Below are 21,837 nucleotides of genomic sequence, written 5' to 3'. Positions count from 1 at the left end.
GCGGTGGATGTCGCCGAGGCGGCGCTGCGCAGCGCCGAGGCCCGGCGCCGCGCATCCGGCTGCCGCGAGCGGGTAACGCTGGTCCGCTCCTCGCTGGACTCGCCGTGGCCGCGCGGACCCTTCGACCTGCTAGTGCTCAGCGAAGTCGCTTACTACTTGGAGGCCGAGACCCTGGCCGAGGTGCTGCGCCGGGAGTGTCCGAGGCTGCAGCGCGGCGCCAATATCGTTGCCGCACACTGGCGTCACCCCGTGGCCGATTACCCGCTCACCGGCGACGCGGCCCACGACGTCATCGCGCAAACACCCGGGCTGACGTCGATGGGCCGCTACCGCGACAGCGATGTCGTCATCGACGTGTTCGACACCGGCGACGCCTGGTCGGTTGCCGCTCGCGAAAGGGTGCCCGGCGCGCGCTGATCCACTACGGACATGCCACATTGACTGCGCGAGGGCGAAAGTGGGTAGGTGAAAACCTATGCGCGTAGCAACATTCAACATCCTGCACGGCCGCACCGTCGGCGACGGCGTGGTGGTTGACAGGCTGGGTGACTGCGTACGCCGCCTCGATCCGGACGTGCTCAGCCTGCAAGAGGTCGACTGCGATCAGCCGCGGTCCGAGCGCGCCGACCTGACCGCCGCGGCGGCCGAAGCCATGGGTGCGGTGGAACACCGCTTCGTGGCGGCCATTTCCGGCACACCGGGGGCGACTTGGATGGCCGCGACCGGCCGTGAACAGCCCGGCACCGCAGCCTACGGAATCGCGCTGTTGTCCAGATATCCGGTGGTCAGCTGGCAAGTGCTTCGATTACCCCGGATTCCGATGCGGTTTCCGATGTACCTGCCGGGTCCCGACCGGGTCATGGTCGTCGACGAGGAGCCCCGAGCGGCGGTCATCGCCCGATTGCACACCCCGTTGGGCGCGCTCACGGTGGCCAACACCCACCTGTCTTTTGTTCCGGGCTGGAATCGGCGCCAGCTGCGCCGACTGATTCACGACCTGCGCGGCTTCCCTGGACCGCGGCTGTTGACCGGAGACTTGAACATGACCCCGAAATCGGTGCGCCGCTGGTCGGGCATGCGGGCGTTGGCTGCCGCCCAAACGTTTCCCGCGGACACGCCCAACCGCCAGCTCGACCACATCTTGACCGACGATCGCCAGCTGCGCGGGAGCGCGGTGAAATCAGACCTCATGACCATTTCGGACCACCGTCCGCTGGTGGTGGACCTGCAAAGGGTCTGAGCGTTCAGCGCTGGTAGCGGCTCGATTGCACCGCGACCAGAACCCGTTCGATGTCGTCCGCGGAGGGCATCTGGTCGATGACCCCGATGATTTCCACGCCGACGTCGGCGCTGTCGATGGCGGGGCGCCGAGGCCTAAGAAGTCTGCTGACGATGGCGCGGCTTGAACCACCGATCGGCGGCCGACGCCGTTGGCATACCTAAAGCGCGAAAGGGGCCCGGCCCGAAAATTCGGACCGAGCCCCGTTGCGGGTGACCTACTGGTTCTTCTTCTGCCGCTCTTCGGCAGCGTCGGCGCCGGCGCGCCCCGACTCAGCTTCGGCTCCCTTCTTGCCCGCATCGCGTTGAGCGTCGGCTTTGTCCTGCCGGGCCTGGCCCTCTCTGCTCAGGTCGTCGCGACCACGCCCCGACGTCGACACGTGACTGCAGACTCTGGCTCCGCCCAGCACAACGACCACCACGCAGCCGACGACGGAAAGCCGAGCTCTCGATAACAATTCCGTCACGATCTCCCTGACGAATCCGTAAGATCGGGGCCGATTTCTTAGAAATTCGCCGATCGTTTGATCGGTCGCTTAGCAAATAACCCCCGGAAAGGGGGTAGCCGTCTCTGGCGTTCGTCGTCGGCGAACACTGCCACTCTTGTCTTCCGCTACTTTGGATTTCGAGGATCGGGAGCCTCTGTCGAGAGAAAATCATTTTCGTTTCGAAGGACGTCAAAAATTATGAAAATCAGCAGTATTGTCGCGCGCCGGAAAGTAACCGGAATCGGTGCCGGCTGCCTGCTCGGGGGGATGGCCATGGGCATCGTCGGCGCACCATCGGCGGCCGCAGCACCCGACTGCAGCCCGGCCGGTGTGAACAACACCGTTTCCTCGGTGCAGGGCTCGGCGGAGCAGTATCTGGCGGCGCACCCGGGCGCCAACCAGGTGGTGACCGCAGCCTACGGGCAGCCACGGCCGCAGGCTGAGTCAAGCTTGCGCGGCTACTTCACCGGCCACCCGCAGGAATACAACGACCTGCGCGGCATCCTGGCACCCATCGGCGACACCGAACGGCAGTGCAATGTCACCGCCCTGCCGCCGAACCTGGAGTCGGCTTACCAGGAGTTCATGGCCGGCTGATTCCGGTCCGAGACGACCCGCCACAACGCTGTGGCGGGTCGTTTCTACGTCGGCGTGCTCTTCCACGGTGTGAACAACTTCTCCGGCGGGTAATTGTGCAGTCAGCTACCAGAACTGGAGGGCGAACAATGCGGCTGCGCCGAAGCGTGCTGAGCAAGCCGGGTATCGCGCGCAAGCGTCGTGGTAAAGGCTTCGCCTATTACCGGCCGGATGGCAAGACGCTGTCCGACCCGGAAACACTGCAACGAATCAAGGATCTGGTCATTCCACCGGCTTGGAAGAACGTGTGGATTTCGCCGTATAGCAATGGCCACATCCAGGCCGTGGGCGTCGACGCCGCCGGCCGGCGGCAGTATCTGTACCACTCCGCCTGGCAACAGGAACGCGCTGAGGAAAAGTTCGACCGCGTCCTGGAACTTTCCACGCGGCTGCCGGTGTGGCGCGCCGAGATCGCCAAAGATCTGACGCGCAAGGGCTTGACCCGCAAGCGGGTATTGGCGCTCGCACTACGGCTGCTCGATCGCGGGTACTTTCGCGCCGGCGGCGAGCAATACGCCGAGGAACACGAATCCTACGGCTTGTCCACCCTGTTGTGCGAGCATGTGGTGGTCCGGCGGGACGCGGTCGAGTTCGATTTCCCGGCCAAGAGCGGGGTCCGGCGCACGATGGAAATCGAAGATCCCGAAGTGGTCCGCGCGGTGCGAGCCCTGATGCGTCGGCCCGACCGCACCGAGCGGCTACTGGTGTGCCGCAAGTCATCCGGGTGGTTCGATGTGCGTGCGGATGACCTCAACAACCGATTCAAGGAGTTGGTCGGCGACGATTACACCGTCAAAGACCTGCGGACGTGGCATGGAACGGTGCTGGCGGCCGTGGCCTTCGCCGACGCCGATCCCGCAGTGTCGCGCCGAGTCGCCAAGCGCGTTCAATCCGCGGTGATGAAAGAGGTAGCCGAGGAGCTGGGCAACACTCCGGCGGTGGCGCGCGGTTCCTACGTGGACCCCCGTGTCGTCACCGGTTATGAGCAGGGAATGACCATAGCCGCGGCCGTGCGCCGTGCCGAACGCGCCCGTAAGCCCGACGTCGCGCAGGAAATTCTGGACAAGGCCACCCGCATGCTGATCCGGCGGGTGGCCAAGGGCCACAGCGCCGGTGGATCGTCTGCACTGCCCAAGTCGGCCTGACCAATTCCACAACCGCCAGCTGAAAACTCGCTGAGAGTCGGCTGGCCGCCTTCGTTTCGGCGAATAGCGCAGCCAATTGCGGGTAAACGGCTCCTGTGGGAAGTGCCGAAGCCGCCCCTGCGGTGGCAGCCTGCATCAGTCACGCCTGCCAGTGGAGGCCGCGAACCACTGGCCCGCGAGTGCGCGACAGTGCCATGCAGGTGGTTCAAACAATAGCCACACACGCCCATCCGCTAGCACCGTAGAACCGTCGGCCGAGGAGAAAACATGTCCAAAAAAGAGGTTTCCGATTATCTGCTAGAGCGCTTGCGGGCGTGGGGCGTTGAACACGTATTCGGGTATCCTGGCGACGGCATCAACGGGCTGCTGGCCGCGTGGGGCCGCGCGGACAACAAGCCCAAGTTCATCCAATCGCGCCACGAGGAGATGAGCGCCTTCGAGGCGGTCGGCTACGCGAAATTCACCGGCCGGGTCGGGGTCTGCGCGGCGACCTCCGGGCCGGGCGCAATCCACCTGCTCAATGGCCTCTACGACGCCAAGCTCGACCATGTCCCGGTGGTGGCCATTGTCGGTCAGACAAACCGCAGCGCCATGGGCGGGAACTATCAGCAGGAGGTCGACCTGCTGAACCTTTTCAAGGACGTCGCCAGTGATTACGTCCAAATGGTCACCGTCCCCGAACAATTGCCCAACGTGCTGGACCGCGCCATCCGGATAGCGATGACGCAGCGGGCCCCGACGGCGTTGATCATTCCCAGCGACGTTCAGGAGTTGCCGTACTCCCCGCCCGAACACGCGTTCAAGATGGTGCCCTCCAGCCTCGGCATCGAGTACCCGGAAATCGCCCCCGACGATACCGCCGTCGCGCGTGCGGCCGACGTGCTCAACGCCGGCAAGAAGGTGGCCATCCTGGCGGGCAGCGGCGCCCGCGGCGCCCACGAAGAGCTGGCCGAAGTCGCCGATCTGCTTGGCGCGGGCGCGGCGAAGGCGCTGCTGGGCAAGGACGTCCTTTCAGACGAATTGCCTTGGGTCACCGGTTCGATCGGATTGCTGGGGACGCGGCCGAGTTACGAGATGATGCGCGACTGCGACACGCTGCTGACCGTCGGGTCCAGTTTCCCGTACACGCAGTTCCTGCCGGAATTCGGTCAAGCCCGCGCGGTGCAGATCGACGTCGACGGCCGGATGATCGGCATGCGCTACCCGTTCGAGGTCAACCTGGTTGCCGACGCGAAGACCGCACTGCGGGCGCTGATCCCGCACCTGCGCCGCAAGGAGGACCGCTCGTGGCGCGAGGGCATCGAGAAGACCGTGGCCCGCTGGTGGGAGACCATGGACAAGGAGGCCATGGTCAGCGCCCACCCGGTCAATCCGCTGCGGCTGTTCTCCGAGCTGTCGCCGCAGTTGCCCGACAACGCCATCGTCGCAGCCGATTCCGGCTCGTCGGCCAACTGGTATGCGCGCAACCTACGCTTCCGCGGCAACATGCGGGGCTCGCTGTCGGGCAACCTGGCCACGATGGGTCCCGGAGTTCCGTACGGCATCGGCGCCAAGTTCGGCCACCCGGACCGGCCCGTCATCGTGTTCAGCGGTGACGGCGCCATGCAGATGAACGGCATGGCCGAACTGATCACGATTAAGCGGTACTGGAACGAATGGAAAGACCCCCGCCTGATCATCGCGATCCTGCACAACAACGACCTGAACCAGGTCACCTGGGAAATGCGCGCCATGGCCGGTGCGCCGAAATTCGCGGAATCCCAGAATCTTCCCGACATCGACTTCGCTGCGTTCGCGGCCAGCCTCGGCCTGAACGCCATGGCCATCAAGGATCCGGAGGAGTTGTCGGATGCCTGGCGCCAGGCGCTGTCCGCGGACCGTCCCACCGTCCTGGACGTGTATACCGACCCCGATATGCCGCCCATCCCGCCGCACGCGACCTGGGAGCAATTCAAGTCGGCGACCGCGGCGGTGCTCTCCGGTGACGAGGACCGGGTGGGTTTCGTCAAGGTCGGTCTGAAGACCAAGGCGCAGGAGTTCTTGCCGCACAAGAAGAGTTGAACCCCTCAGCGGGGTCAGCTCTTTCTGCGCCTGGCGAGGCTTGCGCCCGCGCTGCGCAGGTCGTCGACGAACGACTTGTAGACCTCGTCATGCTGGTCGCTGCGGTCGCGCAGCACCGACGAGGGGTGAACCGTCGCCACCACGGTCGGCGCGGGTGTGAAGTGTACGTCAACGGATGAGGGCAGCCGCAGTTGTTGGCCGCGCTGAGTGGACACCCGAAAAGTGGTTCCCAGCAACGACTGTGCGGCCGTCGCACCCAAGCACAGGATGACCTGGGGCCGCACCGCCTCGATCTCGGCGATCAGCCAGGGTCGGCAGGCGACCACTTCGGTGCGCCCGGGTTTTTGGTGGATGCGTCGTTTGCCGCCCTTGCGGGTGAATTTGAAGTGCTTGACCGCGTTGGTCTCATAGACCAGCGCGGTGTCGATGCCGGCGTCCTCGAGGGCGCGGGCGAGCAGGCGTCCGGCTGGGCCGACGAACGGCTCGCCGGCGCGGTCCTCCTGGTCGCCGGGTTGCTCGCCCACCAGCATGATCGGCGCCCCCGGATGCCCATTGCCGAACACCGTTTGGGTGGCATCTTCGAAAAGTGAACAGCCGTGGCATGTTTCGGCCGCATCGCGCAGCGCGTCGAGGTCCCGCTCCTCTGGAAGGTAGCGGGTGGCCCCGGGTGCGTTCGATGTTGCGGCCATGAGCTTTTGAGGTGGAGGGCGTGGATACCCCCGCTCCCCCACCGAGCGGGGGTACCACGCCAGGGGTGGCTGTGTCAGCCCTTGCCGGAGATGGCGCACCCAGCTACGTCGGTGGGCGACTTGATGGCGGTGGGTGCCACAGTGTCCCTCCCATCTTTGGTCCGACGCGCAGGGCTGTGCGCGCTCGCTCAAATGGCTACCCGACGAATCCGAGCGTCAAACGGGGTGTGGCCGTGGCCGCGCGGGGTATGTCCTGGACAAAACGGCGAAAGGAGTTCGCGGTCGATGGGCGCCGGACAGGGTCTTTGCACACGCCAGCGCATCCGGGCGCTGCTGCGCTGCGGAGTCGTCGGCGCGGTCGCGACGGCCGCGCTGACCACGGGCTGTTCACGCCCCGGAGCGTCGTTGGAATCGGCGCCCGCCGTCGAACTTTGGCAGGCCGGTGCCGCGTTGCACGAGCCGGTGTGGTCGTACCGCAGGCACGCGCTGGTCGCGCTCACCGACGATCGCCGGCTAGCCGAGGTCAGCGCCGGCGATCACGGCGGCGAAGCCAAGACGCGGTTCTCCGCGCCCATGGCGTCCGGACGCAATCTGCAGATCAGCCAGAAAGACGAGCGTGTGGTGTTCGTGCCGCAGCCCGAGCGCGGCAAGGTGGCCGAGGTCGACCTGGAAAGTCTGCGCCAGGTCAACGATTTCGACGCGGGACCGGCGCCGGCCTACCTGACCGAGGACGCGGGATTGCGGATGCTGCTGGCGCTGTCGGCGGATGGCCATGCGGTGACGCCGGTGGACCAGTACGGCTACCGCAGGCTACCCACCGCGATCACCGGCACGAGTGCAGACACCATCGACGGCGCAAATCGCGGCCGCGAACTCGACTACCACCTGCTCGGACCGTCGGGCATCCGCCACTTTCAAGGGACGTCGTCGCCCGCGGCGGAACGCGGCTCATTGGACTTCGACGTGGCGGTCTCGGCGGGTGACGGCACCGCGGTGACGCGCAGCTACGTGGCCGGCCGCGACGACGACACGCTGCACGCCGTCGACTCACGTCGCGGCGGGGAGGGATTGGAAGTGCTGGCTACCACGCGATTACCGTCGCCGATCCGCGAACTCGGCACCGACGACACCAGGATCTATGCCGCCACCGACCGCGAACTGGTGACGCTCGAGACGGCAAGCTTTACCGGCTTTCCGGACGGTCACATCCCCGTGCTGCGCACCATCGATTACCGGTCGGGGCTGCCTGCCGCCGCCCGGGCCGCCCAGCTGTCGGGCATGGCCGTCGGGCCACATCGGGTCTACCTGACCTTCGCGCAGGTGCCCTATGTGGTCAGCATCGGCAAACCGCGCCTGTGACGGCCGCGGTTTTCTCAAGCGCCCTCGTCGGCTACATTTCGGGCAGGTTCTCCCCGCTAAGGAGGCACTGGGGTGACCAACCCGCAGGACCCGTATTGGCAAAACCCGCTGAGCTATGACCCGCTTGGCCGCGTCCCGGCGCCCGACGAGGAGCTACCCGAAGAGGAGCTACCCGCCGTGGCGCCGCCGCCTTTCACGCCGCCACCCGCGCCCTACCGCCCGCCGGTCAACACCATGGCGACGCTGTCGCTGGTTTTCGCGTTCCTGTTCGCGCCCGCGGGGGCGATCCTGGGACACCTCGGCCTGGCGCAGATCCGCCGCACCGGCGAACTCGGCCGCGACCGTGCGCTGGTGGGCGTGACGCTGTCATACATCTTCATTCTGTTGGCGGTCGTGGTCCTGGCCGGGTTGGCCACGCTGGCCGGTTCGACCTCCCCACACCGGACGCCTCCCGGCTCCAGCACGGCGGCCGGGCCCCCGCCGCCCACGGTCCCGCCGGAGACCATCGCCACGCTGCTACCCGCGCTCGACGCCCTGCGGAACATCACCGGCGATGCGAACCTCGACGCAGGGCCGACCTGGAACAGCCCAGGCCGTTCCGCGGATGACGGCAGCATCGACCGCCCGGAATGCTGGGGAAGCATCGCCGCCGGCAGCCCGGACGCCTACACCCCGGGGGCGCTGGCCGGATATCACGCCGGGCAATTCACCGACACGCGCAGCATGATGAAGTCGATGCAGGTCATCCAGGGCGTGGCGGCATTTCGCGATACGGCCGCCGCCCAGGCGCAGCTGGCCACCTTGCTGTCGGGATGGCACCAGTGCGGCGGTTATACCGTCACCGTGACTGCTCCCGGTGGGCAGCCGATCCCGATGTCGTTGAGCGCGCCGGCCGATGCCGGCAACGGCATCACCACCCTGGATCTGACGCCCAAGGCCATCCAGGTGCGCTCGGCACGCGCCATCGCGGCCAAGGCGAACGTCGTCATCGACCTGAATGTGTCTGCCAACGGCACCACGGACAGTGGGCCGCCCCGCGCGGCCGCGGTCAGCATCGCCAACTACATCCTCGGCAAGATCCCCGGCTGAGCGGCCCACGCGGATCGGCGGCCGGCTCAGGGGCTCATGTGTGGCGACCCGCCGCGCCCGGCTCCGCCGCGCTTGCGATCGCCACTCATGGCTCATGCGTGGCGACCCGCTGCGCCCGGCTCCGCCGCGCTTGCGATCGCCACTAGGCTGAGCTCAGTGTCAGGGTGGTGTTGCCGCTTTTTGCGGTGGTTGGATCCTGATCATCTGGTGTCTGGCTCGTAGGCTGCGTGCCGCCTTGGGGTTGGCGTTCATGCGTTTTGTCGGCATCAGGTGTGAAGGACCGGCCGGCGTGACTTGATAGGAGCGTGGCTTCGCCCCCGACTGAGATGTGTCCGCCGACCGGCCCAACTGTCACCTCACTGTGAAGGAGGCAACCACCATGGTTGTTGTTGGAGCCGATGTCCACAAGCGCACCCATACGTTTGTGGCCGTTAATGAGGTCGGCCGCAAGGTCGGTGAGAAGGTCGTCGCGGCCACTACATCCGGGCACAACCAGGCGCTGCGGTGGGCGCGTACTCACTTCGGAACGGACCTGCGCTGGGGGATTGAAGATTGTAGGCATTTGTCGGCCCGGTTGGAACGTGACCTGTTGAGCGCGGGTCAGCAGGTGGTGCGGGTGCCGCCGAAGTTGATGGCGCAGACTCGAGCCTCGGCGCGCACTCGGGGTAAGTCGGATCCCATCGACGCGTTGGCGGTGGCGCGGGCGGTGTTGCGGGAACCAGATCTACCGGTGGCCTCCCATGACGAGGTGTCGCGGGAACTCAAGTTGTTGGTCGATCGGCGTGAAGACCTTGTTGGACAACGGACTTCGACGATCAACCGGTTGTTGTGGCGAGTCCACGAGCTCGACCCCGCCCATGCCCCTAAGGCGGCGTCGCTGGACTTGGCCAAGCACCGCGACCTGTTGCGAGCGTGGTTGGACACCGTGCCCGGTTTGGTGGCCCAGCTGGCCCGTGACGAGCTAGCCGACATCACTCGGCTCACCGAAGCCATCAACGCGTTGGCCAAGCGCATCGGTGAGCGGGTCCGGGCCGTCGCCCCGGCACTGCTCGCGATGCCGGGCTGCGGCGAGCTCACCGCAGCCAAACTCGTCGGCGAAGCCGCCGGAGTCGCCCGCTTCAAAAGCGAGGCCGCCTTCGCGCGCCATGCCGGGGTGGCCCCGATCCCGGTGTGGTCGGGAACCACCGCCGGCCGAGTCCGGATGACCCGCTCGGGCAACCGCCAACTCAACGCCGCCCTGCATCGCATCGCCGTCACTCAGATCCGGCTCGAGGGCCTCGGGCAGGCCTACTATCGCCACCGCAGGAGTACAGGTGACTCCACCACCGAAGCCCTGCGCTGCCTCAAACGCCGCTTGGCCCGCGTGGCATTCCAGCATCTCCACACCGACCACCAAAACCGAATCCAGCCTTGCCAAACAGCAGCGGCTTGACATAGGAGAAACGCATGAAATATCTCGACGTCGACGGGGTCGGCCGAGTCAGCCGGATCGGCCTGGGCACCTGGCAGTTCGGTTCGCGCGAGTGGGGTTACGGGGATAGCTACGCCGCCGGCGCAGCGGGCGACATCGTGCGCCGCGCCCGTGCCCTGGGGGTGACGCTGTTCGACACCGCAGAGGTGTACGGCCTGGGCAAAAGTGAGCGGATCCTGGGCGAGGCCCTCGGCGACGAGCGCGCCGACGTCGCGGTGGCCAGCAAGATCATGCCGGTCGCTCCCTTCCCCGCCGTGGTCAAGCAGCGCGCCCGCGCCAGCGCGCAGCGGCTGGGGCTGGACCGGATCCCGCTGTACCAGATCCACCAGCCCAACCCGGTGGTGCCGGATTCGGTGATCATGCCGGGCATGCGCGATCTGCTCGACAGCGGCAAGATCGGCGCGGCCGGCGTCTCGAACTATTCGCTGCAGCGGTGGCAGAAGGCCGACGCCGCGCTCGGCCGGCCAGTCATCAGCAACCAGGTGCATTTCTCGCTTGCCTTCCCGAAGGCGCTGAAGAACCTGGTGCCGTTTGCCGAGCGGGAGAACCGCATCGTGATCGCCTACAGCCCGTTGGAACAGGGGCTGCTCGGCGGCAAGTACGGCGTCGACAACCGCCCGGGTGGCGTGCGGGCGGTGAATTCGCTGTTCGGCACCGAAAACCTGCGCCGCGTCGAGCCGCTGCTGCAGCTGTTGCGCGACGTCGCGAAGGACGTAAACGCCAAGCCGGCGCAGGTGGCACTGGCCTGGTTGATCAGCTATCCGGGGGTCGTCGCCATTCCCGGCGCCTCCAGCGTCGAGCAACTCGAATTCAACGTCGCCGCGGCCGATATCGAACTGCCCACCGCATCACGTGATGCGCTCACCGAGGCGGCCCTGGCCTTCCGGCCCACGTCGACGGCGCGCTTCCTTACCGACCTGGCCAAGGAGAAGCTGGGCCGCCGCTGAGCTACGACTGGTTGGCCTCGGCGAACGCGGCGGGGCTGGCCGGCGCCCCGCGGGCCACCACGAGCGGCATCGATGTCGAGGCGTTGGTGCGCAGGATGGTGTGGACGACGTCGACGAGGTCCTCAACCGGCATCAGCTTGCCGGGCATGCAGCCGCGCGCCGACCAGAGCGGGACCGCTTTCATCGCGAGGTCCATGTCCCAGCCTTCGTTCATGCCGGTTTGGCCGTCGCCCTCGCCGCCCGCGCACTCCCCGACGATCAGGTTGGTGAAACCGATGTTGGAGTGTTCGGCCCGCCACGCTTCCACGAGCCGTTCCAGGGCGGCCTTGCTGACTCCGTACGCGCCCAGACCCGGCCACGGCGGCCCGAAGGTGCCGGCGTCGGAGGACAGGTACACCGCCTTGCCGGCCGAGGCGGTCAGGTGCGGCACCGCCGCGGCCGTCACCAACGATGCGCCGATGACGTTGGTGTCGAAGATGCGCCGCCATGTGTCGGCGTCGGTGTCCACCATGCGGACTAGCGGCCCGACGGCGGGTGTGTAGACGATGTTGTCGATGCCGCCGAGGGCGTCGGCGGCATGGTCGATGGCCGAGCGGCAGGATGCCTGGTCGGTGACATCGCACTCGACGGCGATCGCGTTCGGGCCGGCGTCCTTGGCCGCGGCCTCGATGCGCTCCCGGCGCCGGGCAAGCAGCGCGACATGATCGCCGCGCTGGGCAAGACCGACGCCTATGCAACGCCCCAGCCCACTGGAGGCGCCGACCACCACTGTCCTTGACATATTTGCCCTCTCCTGTAACGACCTCGCTGCAGCCACAGCGTATCGGCAGGCGGCGCGCTACGTAACTTTCGGGCGGGTTTGCGTCAAGGTGTCAGCCACCGTCGGGTGCTTGCAGCACCACGGCGGTATGCGCGTCGACGGTGAACGTACCTCCCCCGGGCACTTCGTCGACCGGCGTGGCCTCTTCGGGTCCGGTGAAGACCACAAGCTGCCAGGAAGCACCGAATTCCTTTGGCGGCAAGGTGAATTCGATCGGCTCGTAGTGGGCGTTGAAGCACAGCAGGAAGGAGTCGTCGAGTACCCGCTGACCTCGCGCATCGCGATCGGGAATGCCGTGGCCGTTGAGAAAGACCGCAACGGACTTGGCGAAGCTCGCTCCCCAGTCTTCGTCGGTCATCTCAGTGCCCTCGGGGGTGAACCAGGCGATGTCCGGCAGACCGTCCTGCCCGCGGCGGCCCACCGGCGTTCCGGAGAAGAACCGCCGCCTGCGGAACACAGGGTGCTCGGCCCGCAGCGCCGACACCGTCCGGGTGAATTCCAGCAAACCGGAGTCGGCGGTGGCCCAGTCGATCCAGGTGAGCTCGTTGTCCTGGCAATACCCGTTGTTGTTGCCGTTTTGGGTGCGCCCGAGCTCGTCGCCGTGACAGATCATCGGCACACCCTGGGACAGCAGCAGCGTGGTTAGGAAGTTGCGCTGCTGACGGGCGCGCAGCGCGTTGACCTGTTCGTCGTCGGTGGTCCCCTCCTCGCCGCAATTCCAGGACCGGTTGTGGCTCTCGCCGTCGTTGTTGTCCTCGCCGTTGGCCTCGTTGTGCTTCTCGTTGTAGGACACCAGGTCGCGCAGCGTGAAGCCGTCGTGGGCGATGACGAAGTTGATCGACGCCACCGGCCGCCGCGCGGTGTGCTCGTAGAGATCCGCCGATCCGGAGAGCCGGTAGGCGAATTCGTCGAGGGTGGCGGGCTCGCCGCGCCAGAAGTCGCGGACGGTGTCGCGGTACTTTCCGTTCCACTCGGTCCACTGCGGCGGGAAATTGCCCACCTGATAGCCGCCCGGCCCGACATCCCACGGCTCGGCGATGAGCTTGACCTGACTGACCGTCGGATCCTGTTGCACGAGTTCGAAAAACGTCGACAACCGGTCGACATCGTAGAACTCACGGGCCAGCGTCGAGGCCAGGTCGAACCGGAAGCCGTCGACATGCATCTCGGTCACCCAGTAGCGCAGCGAGTCCATGATCAGCTGCAGCGCGTGCGGGTGCCCGACGTTGAGGCTGTTGCCGGTGCCGGTGTAGTCCATGTAGTACTGCTTGTCGTCTTCGACCAGCCGGTAGTAGGCGGCGTTGTCGATGCCGCGCATCGATAGTGTCGGGCCCAGGTGGTTGCCCTCCGCCGTGTGGTTGTAGACCACGTCGAGGATGACCTCGATGCCGGCTTCGTGCAGCGAGCGCACCATGGCCTTGAACTCCTGGACCTGCCCGCCGGGCGTGGTGGCGCTGGAGTACTTGAAGTCGGGGGCGAAGAATCCGATCGTGTTGTAGCCCCAGTAGTTCGACAGCCCTTTGTCGACCAGGGTGGAATCGTTGGCGAAGTGGTGCACCGGCATCAGCTCGATGGCCGTGATGCCGAGGCTCTTGAGGTGCTCGATGATCACCGGGTGCGCCACCGCGGCGTAGGTGCCGCGCAGCTGCTCGGGGATGTCGGGGTGCGTCTGGGTGAGGCCCTTGACGTGCGCCTCGTAGATGACCGTGTCGGCGTAATGGTGGTCCGGCGGCCGGTCGTTGCCCCAGTCGAAGTAGGGGCTGATCACCACCGACTTGGGCATGCTGGCCGCCGAGTCGTCGTCATTGCGGCTGTCGGGGTCACCGAAGTTGTAGCTGAACAGCGACTGGTTCCACTCGAACGAGCCGTCGATGGCTTTCGAATACGGGTCCACCAGCAGCTTGGTCGGATTGCATCGCAGTCCCGCGGCCGGGTCGTACGGACCGTACACGCGGTAGCCGTAACGCTGGCCGGGTTCGATGTTGGGAATGTACGCATGCCAGATGAAGCCGTCGACCTCCGGCAGGGTGACGCGACTCTCGGTGCCCTCGGCGTCGAACAGGCACAACTCCATCCGCTCGGCCACCTCGCTGAACACGGCGAAGTTGGTGCCCGCCCCGTCGTACGTCGAACCCAGCGGGTAGGCCCTGCCCGGCCACACCTCTCCGGTGGGCGTGGGAGCGAGAGCGTCTGCGGTGGTCATGGCGCAATCAATACCCTGCCAACATCGCCGTCAAACTGTGCACTACGCCCCGGACTGCCGTGGCCAACCGGAAAGCCTTGAGGCATAAACGATCACGGCTTGAGTATGACCTTCACCGCACCGTCCTGCTTCTTCTGGAAGATCTCGTAGGCGTGCGGTGCCTGGTCGAGGGGCAGCACGTGAGTGGCGAAGCTGTCGACCCCAAGCGGGTCGTCGTCGGTCAGCAGCGGCATGATGTCGTCGACCCAGCGCTTGACGTTGGCCTGTCCCATCCGCAGGGTCACCTGCTTGTCGAACAGGGTGAGCATCGGCAGCGGGTCGGCCATGCCGCCGTACACGCCGATCAGCGAGATCGTGCCGCCACGCCGCACGATGTCGATGGCGGAGTACAGGGCGGACAGCCGGTCCACGCCGGCGGTTTGCATGACCCGCTTGCCTAGCGCATCGGGGAGCAACCCCGCAACCTGTTGCGCCAGTTTGGCCGCCGGCGAGCCGTGCGCCTCCATGCCCACCGCCTCGATCACCGAGTCGGTTCCCCGCCCGTCGGTCAGGTCGCGGATCGCGTCACCGAGCGAGGAGTCCAGCCGCCCCAAATCGATGGTGTGGATACCGCGTTTCGCCGCGCGGGCCAGTCGCTCGGGCACCAGGTCGACGGCGATGACGCGGTAGCCCAGGTGAGCGGCGATGCGCGCGGCCATGTCCCCGATGGGACCCAGCCCGAGCACGGTGACCGAGCCACCGTCGGGGATGTTGGCATAGTCGACCGCCTGCCAGGCGGTGGGTAGCACGTCCGACAGGTAGACGAACCGCGAATCCGGCGGTCCCACAGGGACTTTGATGTGAGTGAACTGCGCCTGCGGGACGAGCAGCAGCTCGGCTTGTCCGCCGGGTACTGAGCCGTAAAGCTCTGAATAACCGAACAACGGCGCTCCCATGCCTTGCTCGCGCACCTGGGTCGTCTCGCATTGGGTGTATAGCTTCTCGTTGCACATATGGCAACTGCCGCAGGATATTTGGAACGGTATGACGACGCGGTCCCCTACCCGCAGGTCACCCGTTTCCGTGCCGACCTCCCGCACGATGCCCATGGGTTCGTGACCGAGGATGTCCCCGGACTTCATGAATGCCCCGAGAATCTCGTACAGGTGCAGGTCGGACCCGCAGATGTTGGTCGATGTGACCTCGATGATGGCATCGGTGGGCTGCTCGATCTTCGGATCGGGCACCGACTCCACCCGTACATCGCGCTTGCCGTGCCAGGTAACAGCCTTCATACGGATGGCACATACCCGTCCCACACCGGCCGAAACGGCGCCCTCGGAAAGGCTGTGTGAGCTCGCGAAGTACGGGTATCACATCGAGATGACGCCAACGGGAGTGATCATCGTGGGCAGTGGCCCAGCCGGAGTCGCCGCGGCCGAGTCGTTTCGCGAACACGATGCCGACACACCGTTGCGGATCATCAGCGCTGACGTCGACCCGCCGTACGCCCGACCGCCCTTGAGCAAGGAGTTTCTACGCGGCGAAACGGACGAGGTTGACCTGCATCCCGCGCGGTGGTTTGGCGAGCGGGCGATCGAACTCGTCGGCGGAGTGCGGATCGATCGGCTGGATCTGGCCGAACACACCGTGTTCGCCGGCGATCACCGGTACGGCTACGACACTTTGATCCTGGCCTGCGGCGCGGCACCCGTCACACCGCCGTTGCCCGGTGGGGAACGCGCGCTGCTGTTGCGCTCACTGGCCGATGCCGGCAGGTTGCGCACCGCGGCCGAAAACGCCTCATCCGCGGTGGTGATCGGCTCGGGGTTCATCGGTTGTGAGGCCGCGGCATCGCTGGCCCGGCGCGGGATCCCGGTGACTATCGTTGCGCCGTCGGAACTTCCGCAGCAGAAGCGGCTCGGCAGCGAAGCCGCCGCACGGGTGCGCGATTTGGTGAGCGACGCGGGTGCCCGACACGTCGGCGGGGTCACGGTGCAGGAAATCACCGACGTGGGCGTTCGCCTGGACAACGGCGTCACGATCGACTGTGACCTGGTGCTCGCGGCCACCGGTGTGTCGCCGCAGAGCCGGATCGCCGCCGAGGCGGGTCTGAAGGTGCACGAGTCCCGCGTCGTGGTGGGTTCCGATATGGCCACCGCGGTGCCCGGTGTGTATGCCGCGGGTGATGTCGCGCTGGCCCACCACGAAGTCGCAGGACGCCCCGTGGCCACCGAGCATTGGCAGGACGCGACCGACCACGGGACGATCGCCGGGGCCTGCGCGGCGGGTCATGAATCGAAATGGGATGCGGTGCCGGGGTTTTGGACCACCATTGGCGATGGGACATTGAAGTACCATGCATGGGGCGATGGGTACGAACGTAGCCGGATGCTCGACCATGGCGACAGCTTCACCGTGTGGTACGAGTCGGGGAACGCCGTCGTCGGTGTCCTGACTTACAACGCCGACGACGACTACGACCTCGGCGAGCGGCTCATCGCCGAAGGGCGGCCCGCACCGGTTCCGATGAATTGACCACTGCGAGAAGCGCTGTGGCGAGCGGAGTCAATGCAGGCGGTACTTGAGCGGATGTTCGCTATCGACGAGAGCGGCCGCGATGTCGACCAGCCTGGTGTTCGATTGTTGCGAGAGCCGGGTGAGCAGCTCAAAGGCCTCGATGGCGTCGAGATCAAAGCGCTCCATCACGACACCCTTGGCCTGCCCGATGATGTCTCGCGAGGCCAGAGCGCTGCGGAATTGGTCTTGCCGGCGCATCATCGACCAGGCCAAGGCGATATGGGTGGCATACACCGTGCCCAACTCCACCGAATCCTGGTTGAATGCGTGCGGACGGTCGGCATAGAAGTTGAGCGCGGACATGCTTGTGCCGTCGACAAACAACTCAAACGACAGGATGGAACGGATTGGGGTCTGCTCAAGGGCATGCCGCCGGTAGCGCAGCCAGCGCTGCTCGGTGTTCAGGTCGGCGATTTGCATGACATGGTGCTCCCAGACCGAGGCCAGGCACGGCCCCTCGCCGTACCTGTTCTGGATCGCGTCTAGCACCATCGGATAGCGGTGCGTGGCGACCACGCTAATGACCGACTTACTCTTCTCGGCCAGGGTGATCCCCGCATATTGGCAGCCGGTCACGTGGTCGACGCCGTTGCCGATCAGCTCGTGCAGCCCAGTGGTGGTGTCGCTGTTCTCCCGCTCCAGGTTCGTCACCAGCTCCAAGAGCTGATTGACGACCGTGGCACTGCCGTCTCGCATCGATACCACCCCCGAACTATCCGGGCCGCAGCGCCCATTCTCGCAGGAGTCACGGTGAAATTGACAAGTCGGCGAATGTCAACGTCCAAGGAGAAGTCTAGGAGCCATCCAACGAAACGCAAGGCCAGATACCGAATAACCGCGGCGATGGGCTTTGGCCCAGCACACGAGCACGTCCGCGTTGCGCTAGTGAGCGTCAAACTACGCTCCCAGACAACGTCTTTCGTGGTAGTTAACCACGTAAAATCGAACGGCCCATCGCGACTCACTTCCGAAGGCCGCCTACACTCGGGTCGGTGACCTCCATTGTGATCGTGGGAAGCGGCTTCACCGGATTCACCTGCGCCCGTCGGCTGGTCCGAATTCTGCGCCGACGGCGAGCACCCGTCGACATCACAATCATCTCGCCGGTCGATTACATGCTGTACACGCCGCTGTTGCCCGACGTGGCCGGCGGCGTCGTCGATGCCCGCTTTGTCGCTGTCCCACTGGCTAATTCGCTCAAGGGTGTGCGCGCCATACGCGGCCGCGTCGACGGCGTGGACTTTACCCGACGCACGCTGACCTATTGCGATCCCGAAGAGCGCAGCCATTCCATGTCCTGGGATCGGCTGGTGCTGACGCCGGGCTCGGTGACACGGTTGTTCGACGTCCCGGGGCTCGCCAGTCACGCGCGCGGATTGAAGACCACGGCCGAGGCCCTCTACCTGAGAGACCATTTCGTCGAACAGCTGGAGCTGGCCAACATCGAGGACGATCCCCAGGTGGCCGCGGCCCGGCGCACCGTGGTGGTTGTCGGCGCCTCATATTCGGGCACCGAGCTGGTGGCGCAGCTGCGGGCGCTGGCCGACGCGGCGGCCAAACAGATGAGCTTCAACCCCGCCGAAGTGCGGTTTCTGTTGCTGGACCTGGCCGACCAGGTGATGCCCGAAGTGGGAAAGAAGCTGGGTGACGCCGCGCTGAAGGTGTTACGCAAGCGCGGTATCGACGTCCGGCTCGGCATCACCCTCAAGGAGGCGCACGCCGATCACGTTGTGCTCAGCGATGATTCGCGCATAGAGACGCGTACCATCGCCTGGGTGACCGGGGTGACCGGCGCACCGTTGATCCAGAACCTGGGGTTACCAACCGAAAAGGGCCGGCTCACAGTGCAGGCCGATCTGCAGGTGCCGGATCACCCCGAGGTGTTCGCGGCCGGTGACGCGGCCGCGGTCCCCGATCTGACCCAACCGGGAAAGGTCACACCGCCGACCGCCCAACACGCGACCCGACAGGGCAAAGCGCTGGCCCGCAATGTTGCGGCCAGCCTCGGTCACGGCACCAGCAAGGAATACAAGCACCGCAACCTCGGCCTGGTGGTCGACCTCGGACCGCGCTACGCGGTGGCCAACCCGCTCAACATCCATTTGTCGGGGTTGCCCGCCAAAGCCGTCACCAGGTCGTACCACTTGTACGCGATTCCGCGTGGCGTCAACCGGTGGGCGGTGTCGCTGGCGTACCTGACCGATGCGCTGTTCACCCGCTCGGTCGTTTCGATCGGGTTGTCGTCCGCGGACGACGCGCAATTCACGGCCAGCGAGGGTATTCCGATGCCCAAGACGAGCTGACGCGGCCCGACAAGCGTCAGCCTTCGGCCGACTGTTGCGCCATGGCATAGGCGAGATGAAGGAAGTCCGCGCCGGCCAGTGCAGTGAACACGCCGGCGATCAGCCGGGTGAACCGGGGCGCGAACACCAGGCCGATGGCGAACCCAGTGGCGACCCACATGTCCAGGCAGAAGGGGCAAGTCAGCAGCTCGCCCAGGCTGTGCCGAAGCTGGCTCTGCTCCCGGACCTCTTCCTGGACTTCCGCGGGTCCACCCGTGCCCGCGTAGTGCGTGAAGGGTGCTCGCAGCGGGCTCGTCACCGCGTCCTTGGTCAAGGTGCGCGACAGTTTGTGGGTGCCCAGGGTGAGCAGGAGCAGGTCTTGGACGCGCCACCGGGTCGGCAGTGTGCGCCCGCTGACCAGCGCGGCCAACACCGCAACGGCCACCACGACGATATAGACAACCATCACGGCCAGATAGCCGCCCAGCGGTCGGTCGTTGTCGCCGCGGTAGGCGTCGGCTTCCTGCCGTGCGCTCCCGGCGACCTGAGCACCGGTTTCCGTCAACTCACCCATCGTTTCTCCCCAAAGGCATAGCGGGACGAGTACCCGGCGTCGGCCGGTGCAATCCGGGATGGGCTCTACAGTGTGCCCGGTTGGACGGGCTTGGTCGTCTTCGCGGCGTCTCGCAACGTGCGATTGGTGGAGCGCAGGTCGGTGTTGGTCGCCGACAGCGAGGCGTTGTGGTCTTCCAGATCGAGGATGCGTGCGACGCCGGCCAGGTTGACCCCCGAGTCGACCAGCTCACTGATGCGCCTGAGCCGCGTCAGGTCGTCGGCGCTGTAGCGACGAGTTCCGCCTTGGCTGCGGGCCGGCGCGATCAAGCCGTAGCGTTCGTAGAGCCGCAGGGATTGCACCGCGATCCCGGTTAATTCGGCAGCCACCGAGATGCCGTACACACCATGGTCGGACAATGGAGCACCCGCGTCGCCACGGTAGTCGGCCATCACGCATCCCCTTTAGCTACCGGCTCAAAAAATCTGTTTAGCACACTTGCGTCATTCTGTCGAGGGTGATATATCAAATCTATGTCAGTAGACATAGGAAATTGCCCAACCGCCACCTAGATTGGAGTGAGAGGTGACCACCATGCTGATGCGTTCAGATCCGTTCCGTGAGCTCGACCGCTTCGCCCACCAGGTCCTCGGTACCGCCGCCCGCCCGGCAGTGATGCCGATGGACGCCTGGCGCGAAGGCGAGAATTTCGTCGTCGAGTTCGACCTGCCCGGCATCGATGCCGACTCGCTGGACATCGACATCGAGCGCAATGTGGTGACGGTGCGCGCCGAACGACCGGCCGTCGACCCCAACCGCGAGATGCTGGCCACCGAGCGGCCGCGCGGCGTGTTCAGCCGCCAGCTGGTGCTCGGCGAAAACCTCGATACCGACCGGATCGAGGCCTCCTATGCCGAAGGCGTTCTGCGCCTGCACATCCCGGTGGCCGAGAAAGCCAAGCCGCGCAAGATCACCGTCGGCCGCGGCGACACACCTCGGGCCGTCCGCGAGAGCGGTGCCGAGCGCGAAGTCATCAACGCCTGACCGACCGGCGGGCCGGGCGGCGGTCGACTCCCCCGATCGCCGCCCGCCGCCGGCCCCGGGCCACCGGAGCGAACGCCTCGCCCGGTGCCAGGAAACCGGACACACGATGAAATGGGAACTCGACGGCCAGACCGCCCACGTCGAACAGGCGCTGGCCGGCGGTACTTGTCTGCCCGCCGGCTGGTTTCGGTTCTACTTCACCGACCAGCGCTGGGAATGGTCGGAACAGGTGCAGCGAATGCACGGCTACGAGGCCGGCACCGTCACTCCGACCACCGAACTGGTGCTGTCACACAAGCATCCCGACGACCGCGGACACGTCGCGGCCACCATCGATCAGATAGTCCATACCCGCCAGGCTTTCAGCACGCGCCATCGGATCGTCGACACCCGGGGCGACGTGCGACACGTCGTCGTCGTCGGTGATCAAATCTTCGACGACGACGGCGACGTGATCGGAACGCACGGGTTCTACATCGACGTCTCGGGGCCCCGAGAACGAATACGCGAAGACGAGATGCGCGCGAAACTCGCTGAGATCAGCGAGAACCGAGCCGGGATCGAACAAGCCAAAGGCATGCTGATGCTCCTCTACGGCCTCAGCGACAGCGCGGCCTTCGAGTTGCTCAAATGGCTTTCCCAGGAAGCGAACATCAAGCTGCGGCCGCTGGCCGAGCAGATCGCCGAAGACTTCCGCGGTGCCGGTCCGCCGCTGAACACGCAATCCGAATTCGACCACCTATTGCTGACCGCGCACGAACGCGTTCGACCCTCCGCTGAGCGCAACTAAACGGCTTGCTGGCCGGAATCTTTCGCCTTCAGTGGTCGATCAGAGGGCGACCCAGCGCACCTGGGTGCCCCCCGGGCGGACAGCGGGCGGCTTCTGAGCGCTCAGGCGTCGATCACCACGCGCCCGGATTTCGCGCGGGAAACGCAGACCAGCATCTCGTCATCACCCTCGACGGTGCGCCCGCGGCGATCAACCCGTCCCCCAAGAACTTTCACCTTGCATGTTCCGCAGAACCCCTGCTGGCAGGAGTACGCGGTGGTCGAATCGCGGTCGAGCATGACGTCGAGCGCCGACCGGTTGGCCGGCACGCTGAGCACCCGCTGCGAGCGGGCCAGTTCCAGCTCGAAGGGAAGACCATCGACCACCGGCGGCGGCCCGAAACGTTCGTAGTGCAGCGGCGCGTCCGCGTGTTCGTTGCGCGCG

Annotated in this window: 22 protein-coding genes; 13 read left to right on the top strand and 9 right to left on the bottom strand. The window is 66.1% G+C overall.

Annotated elements, in window-relative coordinates:
- Both VFW69_RS07130 and VFW69_RS07125 read left to right on the top strand, forming a co-directional pair.
- A partial coding sequence (locus VFW69_RS07130; protein WP_526499581.1) for a class I SAM-dependent methyltransferase occupies nt 1–417 on the top strand: 417 nt, incomplete at its 5' end.
- Between the two features lie 58 nt (nt 418–475).
- On the top strand, nt 476–1,240 hold the full coding sequence (locus VFW69_RS07125; RefSeq protein WP_526499579.1) for an endonuclease/exonuclease/phosphatase family protein: 765 nt from the start codon (nt 476–478) through the stop codon (nt 1,238–1,240).
- 256 nt (nt 1,241–1,496) lie between these two features.
- Here VFW69_RS07125 and VFW69_RS07120 read toward each other — a convergent pair whose 3' ends face one another.
- Nucleotides 1,497–1,700 carry a CsbD family protein gene (locus VFW69_RS07120; RefSeq protein ID WP_526499585.1) on the bottom strand — a complete coding sequence of 68 codons (204 nt, stop codon included), beginning with the start codon at nt 1,698–1,700 and terminating at the stop codon, nt 1,497–1,499.
- 264 nt (nt 1,701–1,964) lie between these two features.
- On the opposite strand from VFW69_RS07120, the gene VFW69_RS07115 reads away from it, so the two are divergent.
- The 3 genes from VFW69_RS07115 to VFW69_RS07105 all read left to right on the top strand — a co-directional run bounded on the left by VFW69_RS07115 (nt 1,965) and on the right by VFW69_RS07105 (nt 5,608).
- Complete coding sequence (locus VFW69_RS07115; RefSeq protein ID WP_526499577.1) at nt 1,965–2,363, top strand: hemophore-related protein; 399 nt, start codon at nt 1,965–1,967, stop codon at nt 2,361–2,363.
- Nucleotides 2,364–2,491: 128 nt separating this feature from the next.
- The gene (locus VFW69_RS07110) at nt 2,492–3,547 is read left to right on the top strand and encodes a DNA topoisomerase IB (protein ID WP_526499575.1); all 1,056 of its coding nucleotides are present in this window, start codon (nt 2,492–2,494) and stop codon (nt 3,545–3,547) included.
- A 267-nt stretch (nt 3,548–3,814) separates the two neighbouring features.
- Nucleotides 3,815–5,608, top strand: a complete 1,794-nt coding sequence (locus VFW69_RS07105) for a thiamine pyrophosphate-requiring protein (protein ID WP_526499573.1) — start codon at nt 3,815–3,817, stop codon at nt 5,606–5,608.
- Nucleotides 5,609–5,622: 14 nt separating this feature from the next.
- Here the strand turns inward: VFW69_RS07105 and VFW69_RS07100 are convergent, their stop codons facing one another.
- Complete coding sequence (locus VFW69_RS07100) at nt 5,623–6,297, bottom strand: UdgX family uracil-DNA binding protein (protein ID WP_526499571.1); 675 nt, start codon at nt 6,295–6,297, stop codon at nt 5,623–5,625.
- 285 nt (nt 6,298–6,582) lie between these two features.
- Between VFW69_RS07100 and VFW69_RS07095 the strand changes: the two genes are divergently transcribed.
- The 4 genes from VFW69_RS07095 (at nt 6,583) to VFW69_RS07080 (ending at nt 11,163) form a co-directional block, all read left to right on the top strand.
- A complete protein-coding gene (locus VFW69_RS07095) occupies nt 6,583–7,656 on the top strand; it encodes a hypothetical protein (RefSeq protein ID WP_526499569.1) in 1,074 nt (357 codons plus the stop codon).
- A 72-nt stretch (nt 7,657–7,728) separates the two neighbouring features.
- Nucleotides 7,729–8,745 carry a sensor domain-containing protein gene (locus tag VFW69_RS07090; protein ID WP_526499567.1) on the top strand — a complete coding sequence of 339 codons (1,017 nt, stop codon included), beginning with the start codon at nt 7,729–7,731 and terminating at the stop codon, nt 8,743–8,745.
- A gap of 361 nt (nt 8,746–9,106) precedes the next feature.
- Nucleotides 9,107–10,177: an IS110 family RNA-guided transposase gene (locus tag VFW69_RS07085; protein ID WP_526499565.1), complete on the top strand. Its 1,071-nt coding sequence runs from the start codon at nt 9,107–9,109 to the stop codon at nt 10,175–10,177.
- A gap of 14 nt (nt 10,178–10,191) precedes the next feature.
- Nucleotides 10,192–11,163, top strand: coding sequence for an aldo/keto reductase (locus VFW69_RS07080; RefSeq protein WP_526499563.1), 972 nt, complete (start codon nt 10,192–10,194; stop codon nt 11,161–11,163).
- 1 nt (nt 11,164) lies between these two features.
- Here VFW69_RS07080 and VFW69_RS07075 read toward each other — a convergent pair whose 3' ends face one another.
- The 3 genes from VFW69_RS07075 to VFW69_RS07065 form a co-directional block, all read right to left on the bottom strand.
- On the bottom strand, nt 11,165–11,932 hold the full coding sequence (locus VFW69_RS07075; RefSeq protein WP_526499583.1) for an SDR family oxidoreductase: 768 nt from the start codon (nt 11,930–11,932) through the stop codon (nt 11,165–11,167).
- 103 nt (nt 11,933–12,035) lie between these two features.
- The gene (gene glgX, locus VFW69_RS07070; RefSeq protein ID WP_526499561.1) at nt 12,036–14,186 is read right to left on the bottom strand and encodes a glycogen debranching protein GlgX; all 2,151 of its coding nucleotides are present in this window, start codon (nt 14,184–14,186) and stop codon (nt 12,036–12,038) included.
- 92 nt (nt 14,187–14,278) lie between these two features.
- Nucleotides 14,279–15,460: a zinc-dependent alcohol dehydrogenase gene (locus VFW69_RS07065; RefSeq protein ID WP_526499559.1), complete on the bottom strand. Its 1,182-nt coding sequence runs from the start codon at nt 15,458–15,460 to the stop codon at nt 14,279–14,281.
- A 4-nt stretch (nt 15,461–15,464) separates the two neighbouring features.
- On the opposite strand from VFW69_RS07065, the gene VFW69_RS07060 reads away from it, so the two are divergent.
- The gene (locus VFW69_RS07060; protein WP_526499557.1) at nt 15,465–16,703 is read left to right on the top strand and encodes an NAD(P)/FAD-dependent oxidoreductase; all 1,239 of its coding nucleotides are present in this window, start codon (nt 15,465–15,467) and stop codon (nt 16,701–16,703) included.
- 30 nt (nt 16,704–16,733) lie between these two features.
- Here VFW69_RS07060 and VFW69_RS07055 read toward each other — a convergent pair whose 3' ends face one another.
- Entirely contained in the window at nt 16,734–17,441 is a 708-nt protein-coding gene (locus VFW69_RS07055; RefSeq protein ID WP_526499555.1) for a GAF and ANTAR domain-containing protein, read from the bottom strand.
- 296 nt (nt 17,442–17,737) lie between these two features.
- On the opposite strand from VFW69_RS07055, the gene VFW69_RS07050 reads away from it, so the two are divergent.
- Nucleotides 17,738–19,048, top strand: coding sequence for an NAD(P)/FAD-dependent oxidoreductase (locus tag VFW69_RS07050; RefSeq protein WP_526499553.1), 1,311 nt, complete (start codon nt 17,738–17,740; stop codon nt 19,046–19,048).
- A gap of 16 nt (nt 19,049–19,064) precedes the next feature.
- Here VFW69_RS07050 and VFW69_RS07045 read toward each other — a convergent pair whose 3' ends face one another.
- Complete coding sequence (locus VFW69_RS07045) at nt 19,065–19,601, bottom strand: DUF1360 domain-containing protein (RefSeq protein ID WP_526499551.1); 537 nt, start codon at nt 19,599–19,601, stop codon at nt 19,065–19,067.
- A 65-nt stretch (nt 19,602–19,666) separates the two neighbouring features.
- On the bottom strand, nt 19,667–20,032 hold the full coding sequence (locus tag VFW69_RS07040) for a MerR family transcriptional regulator (protein WP_526499549.1): 366 nt from the start codon (nt 20,030–20,032) through the stop codon (nt 19,667–19,669).
- A 142-nt stretch (nt 20,033–20,174) separates the two neighbouring features.
- On the opposite strand from VFW69_RS07040, the gene VFW69_RS07035 reads away from it, so the two are divergent.
- Nucleotides 20,175–20,624, top strand: coding sequence for an Hsp20/alpha crystallin family protein (locus tag VFW69_RS07035; protein ID WP_526499547.1), 450 nt, complete (start codon nt 20,175–20,177; stop codon nt 20,622–20,624).
- 106 nt (nt 20,625–20,730) lie between these two features.
- Nucleotides 20,731–21,414 (top strand): ANTAR domain-containing protein, encoded by a 684-nt coding sequence (locus VFW69_RS07030; RefSeq protein WP_526499545.1) that lies wholly within the window; start codon nt 20,731–20,733, stop codon nt 21,412–21,414.
- Nucleotides 21,415–21,515: 101 nt separating this feature from the next.
- Here the strand turns inward: VFW69_RS07030 and VFW69_RS07025 are convergent.
- Nucleotides 21,516–21,837 (bottom strand): 2Fe-2S iron-sulfur cluster-binding protein (locus VFW69_RS07025; protein WP_526499543.1); only part of this gene is annotated, 322 nt, incomplete at its 5' end.

The sequence above is a fragment of the Mycobacterium sp. genome, from assembly GCF_036273375.1.
Lineage (GTDB): Bacteria > Actinomycetota > Actinomycetes > Mycobacteriales > Mycobacteriaceae > Mycobacterium.
This window is presented reverse-complemented; position numbering and strand designations above follow the sequence as displayed.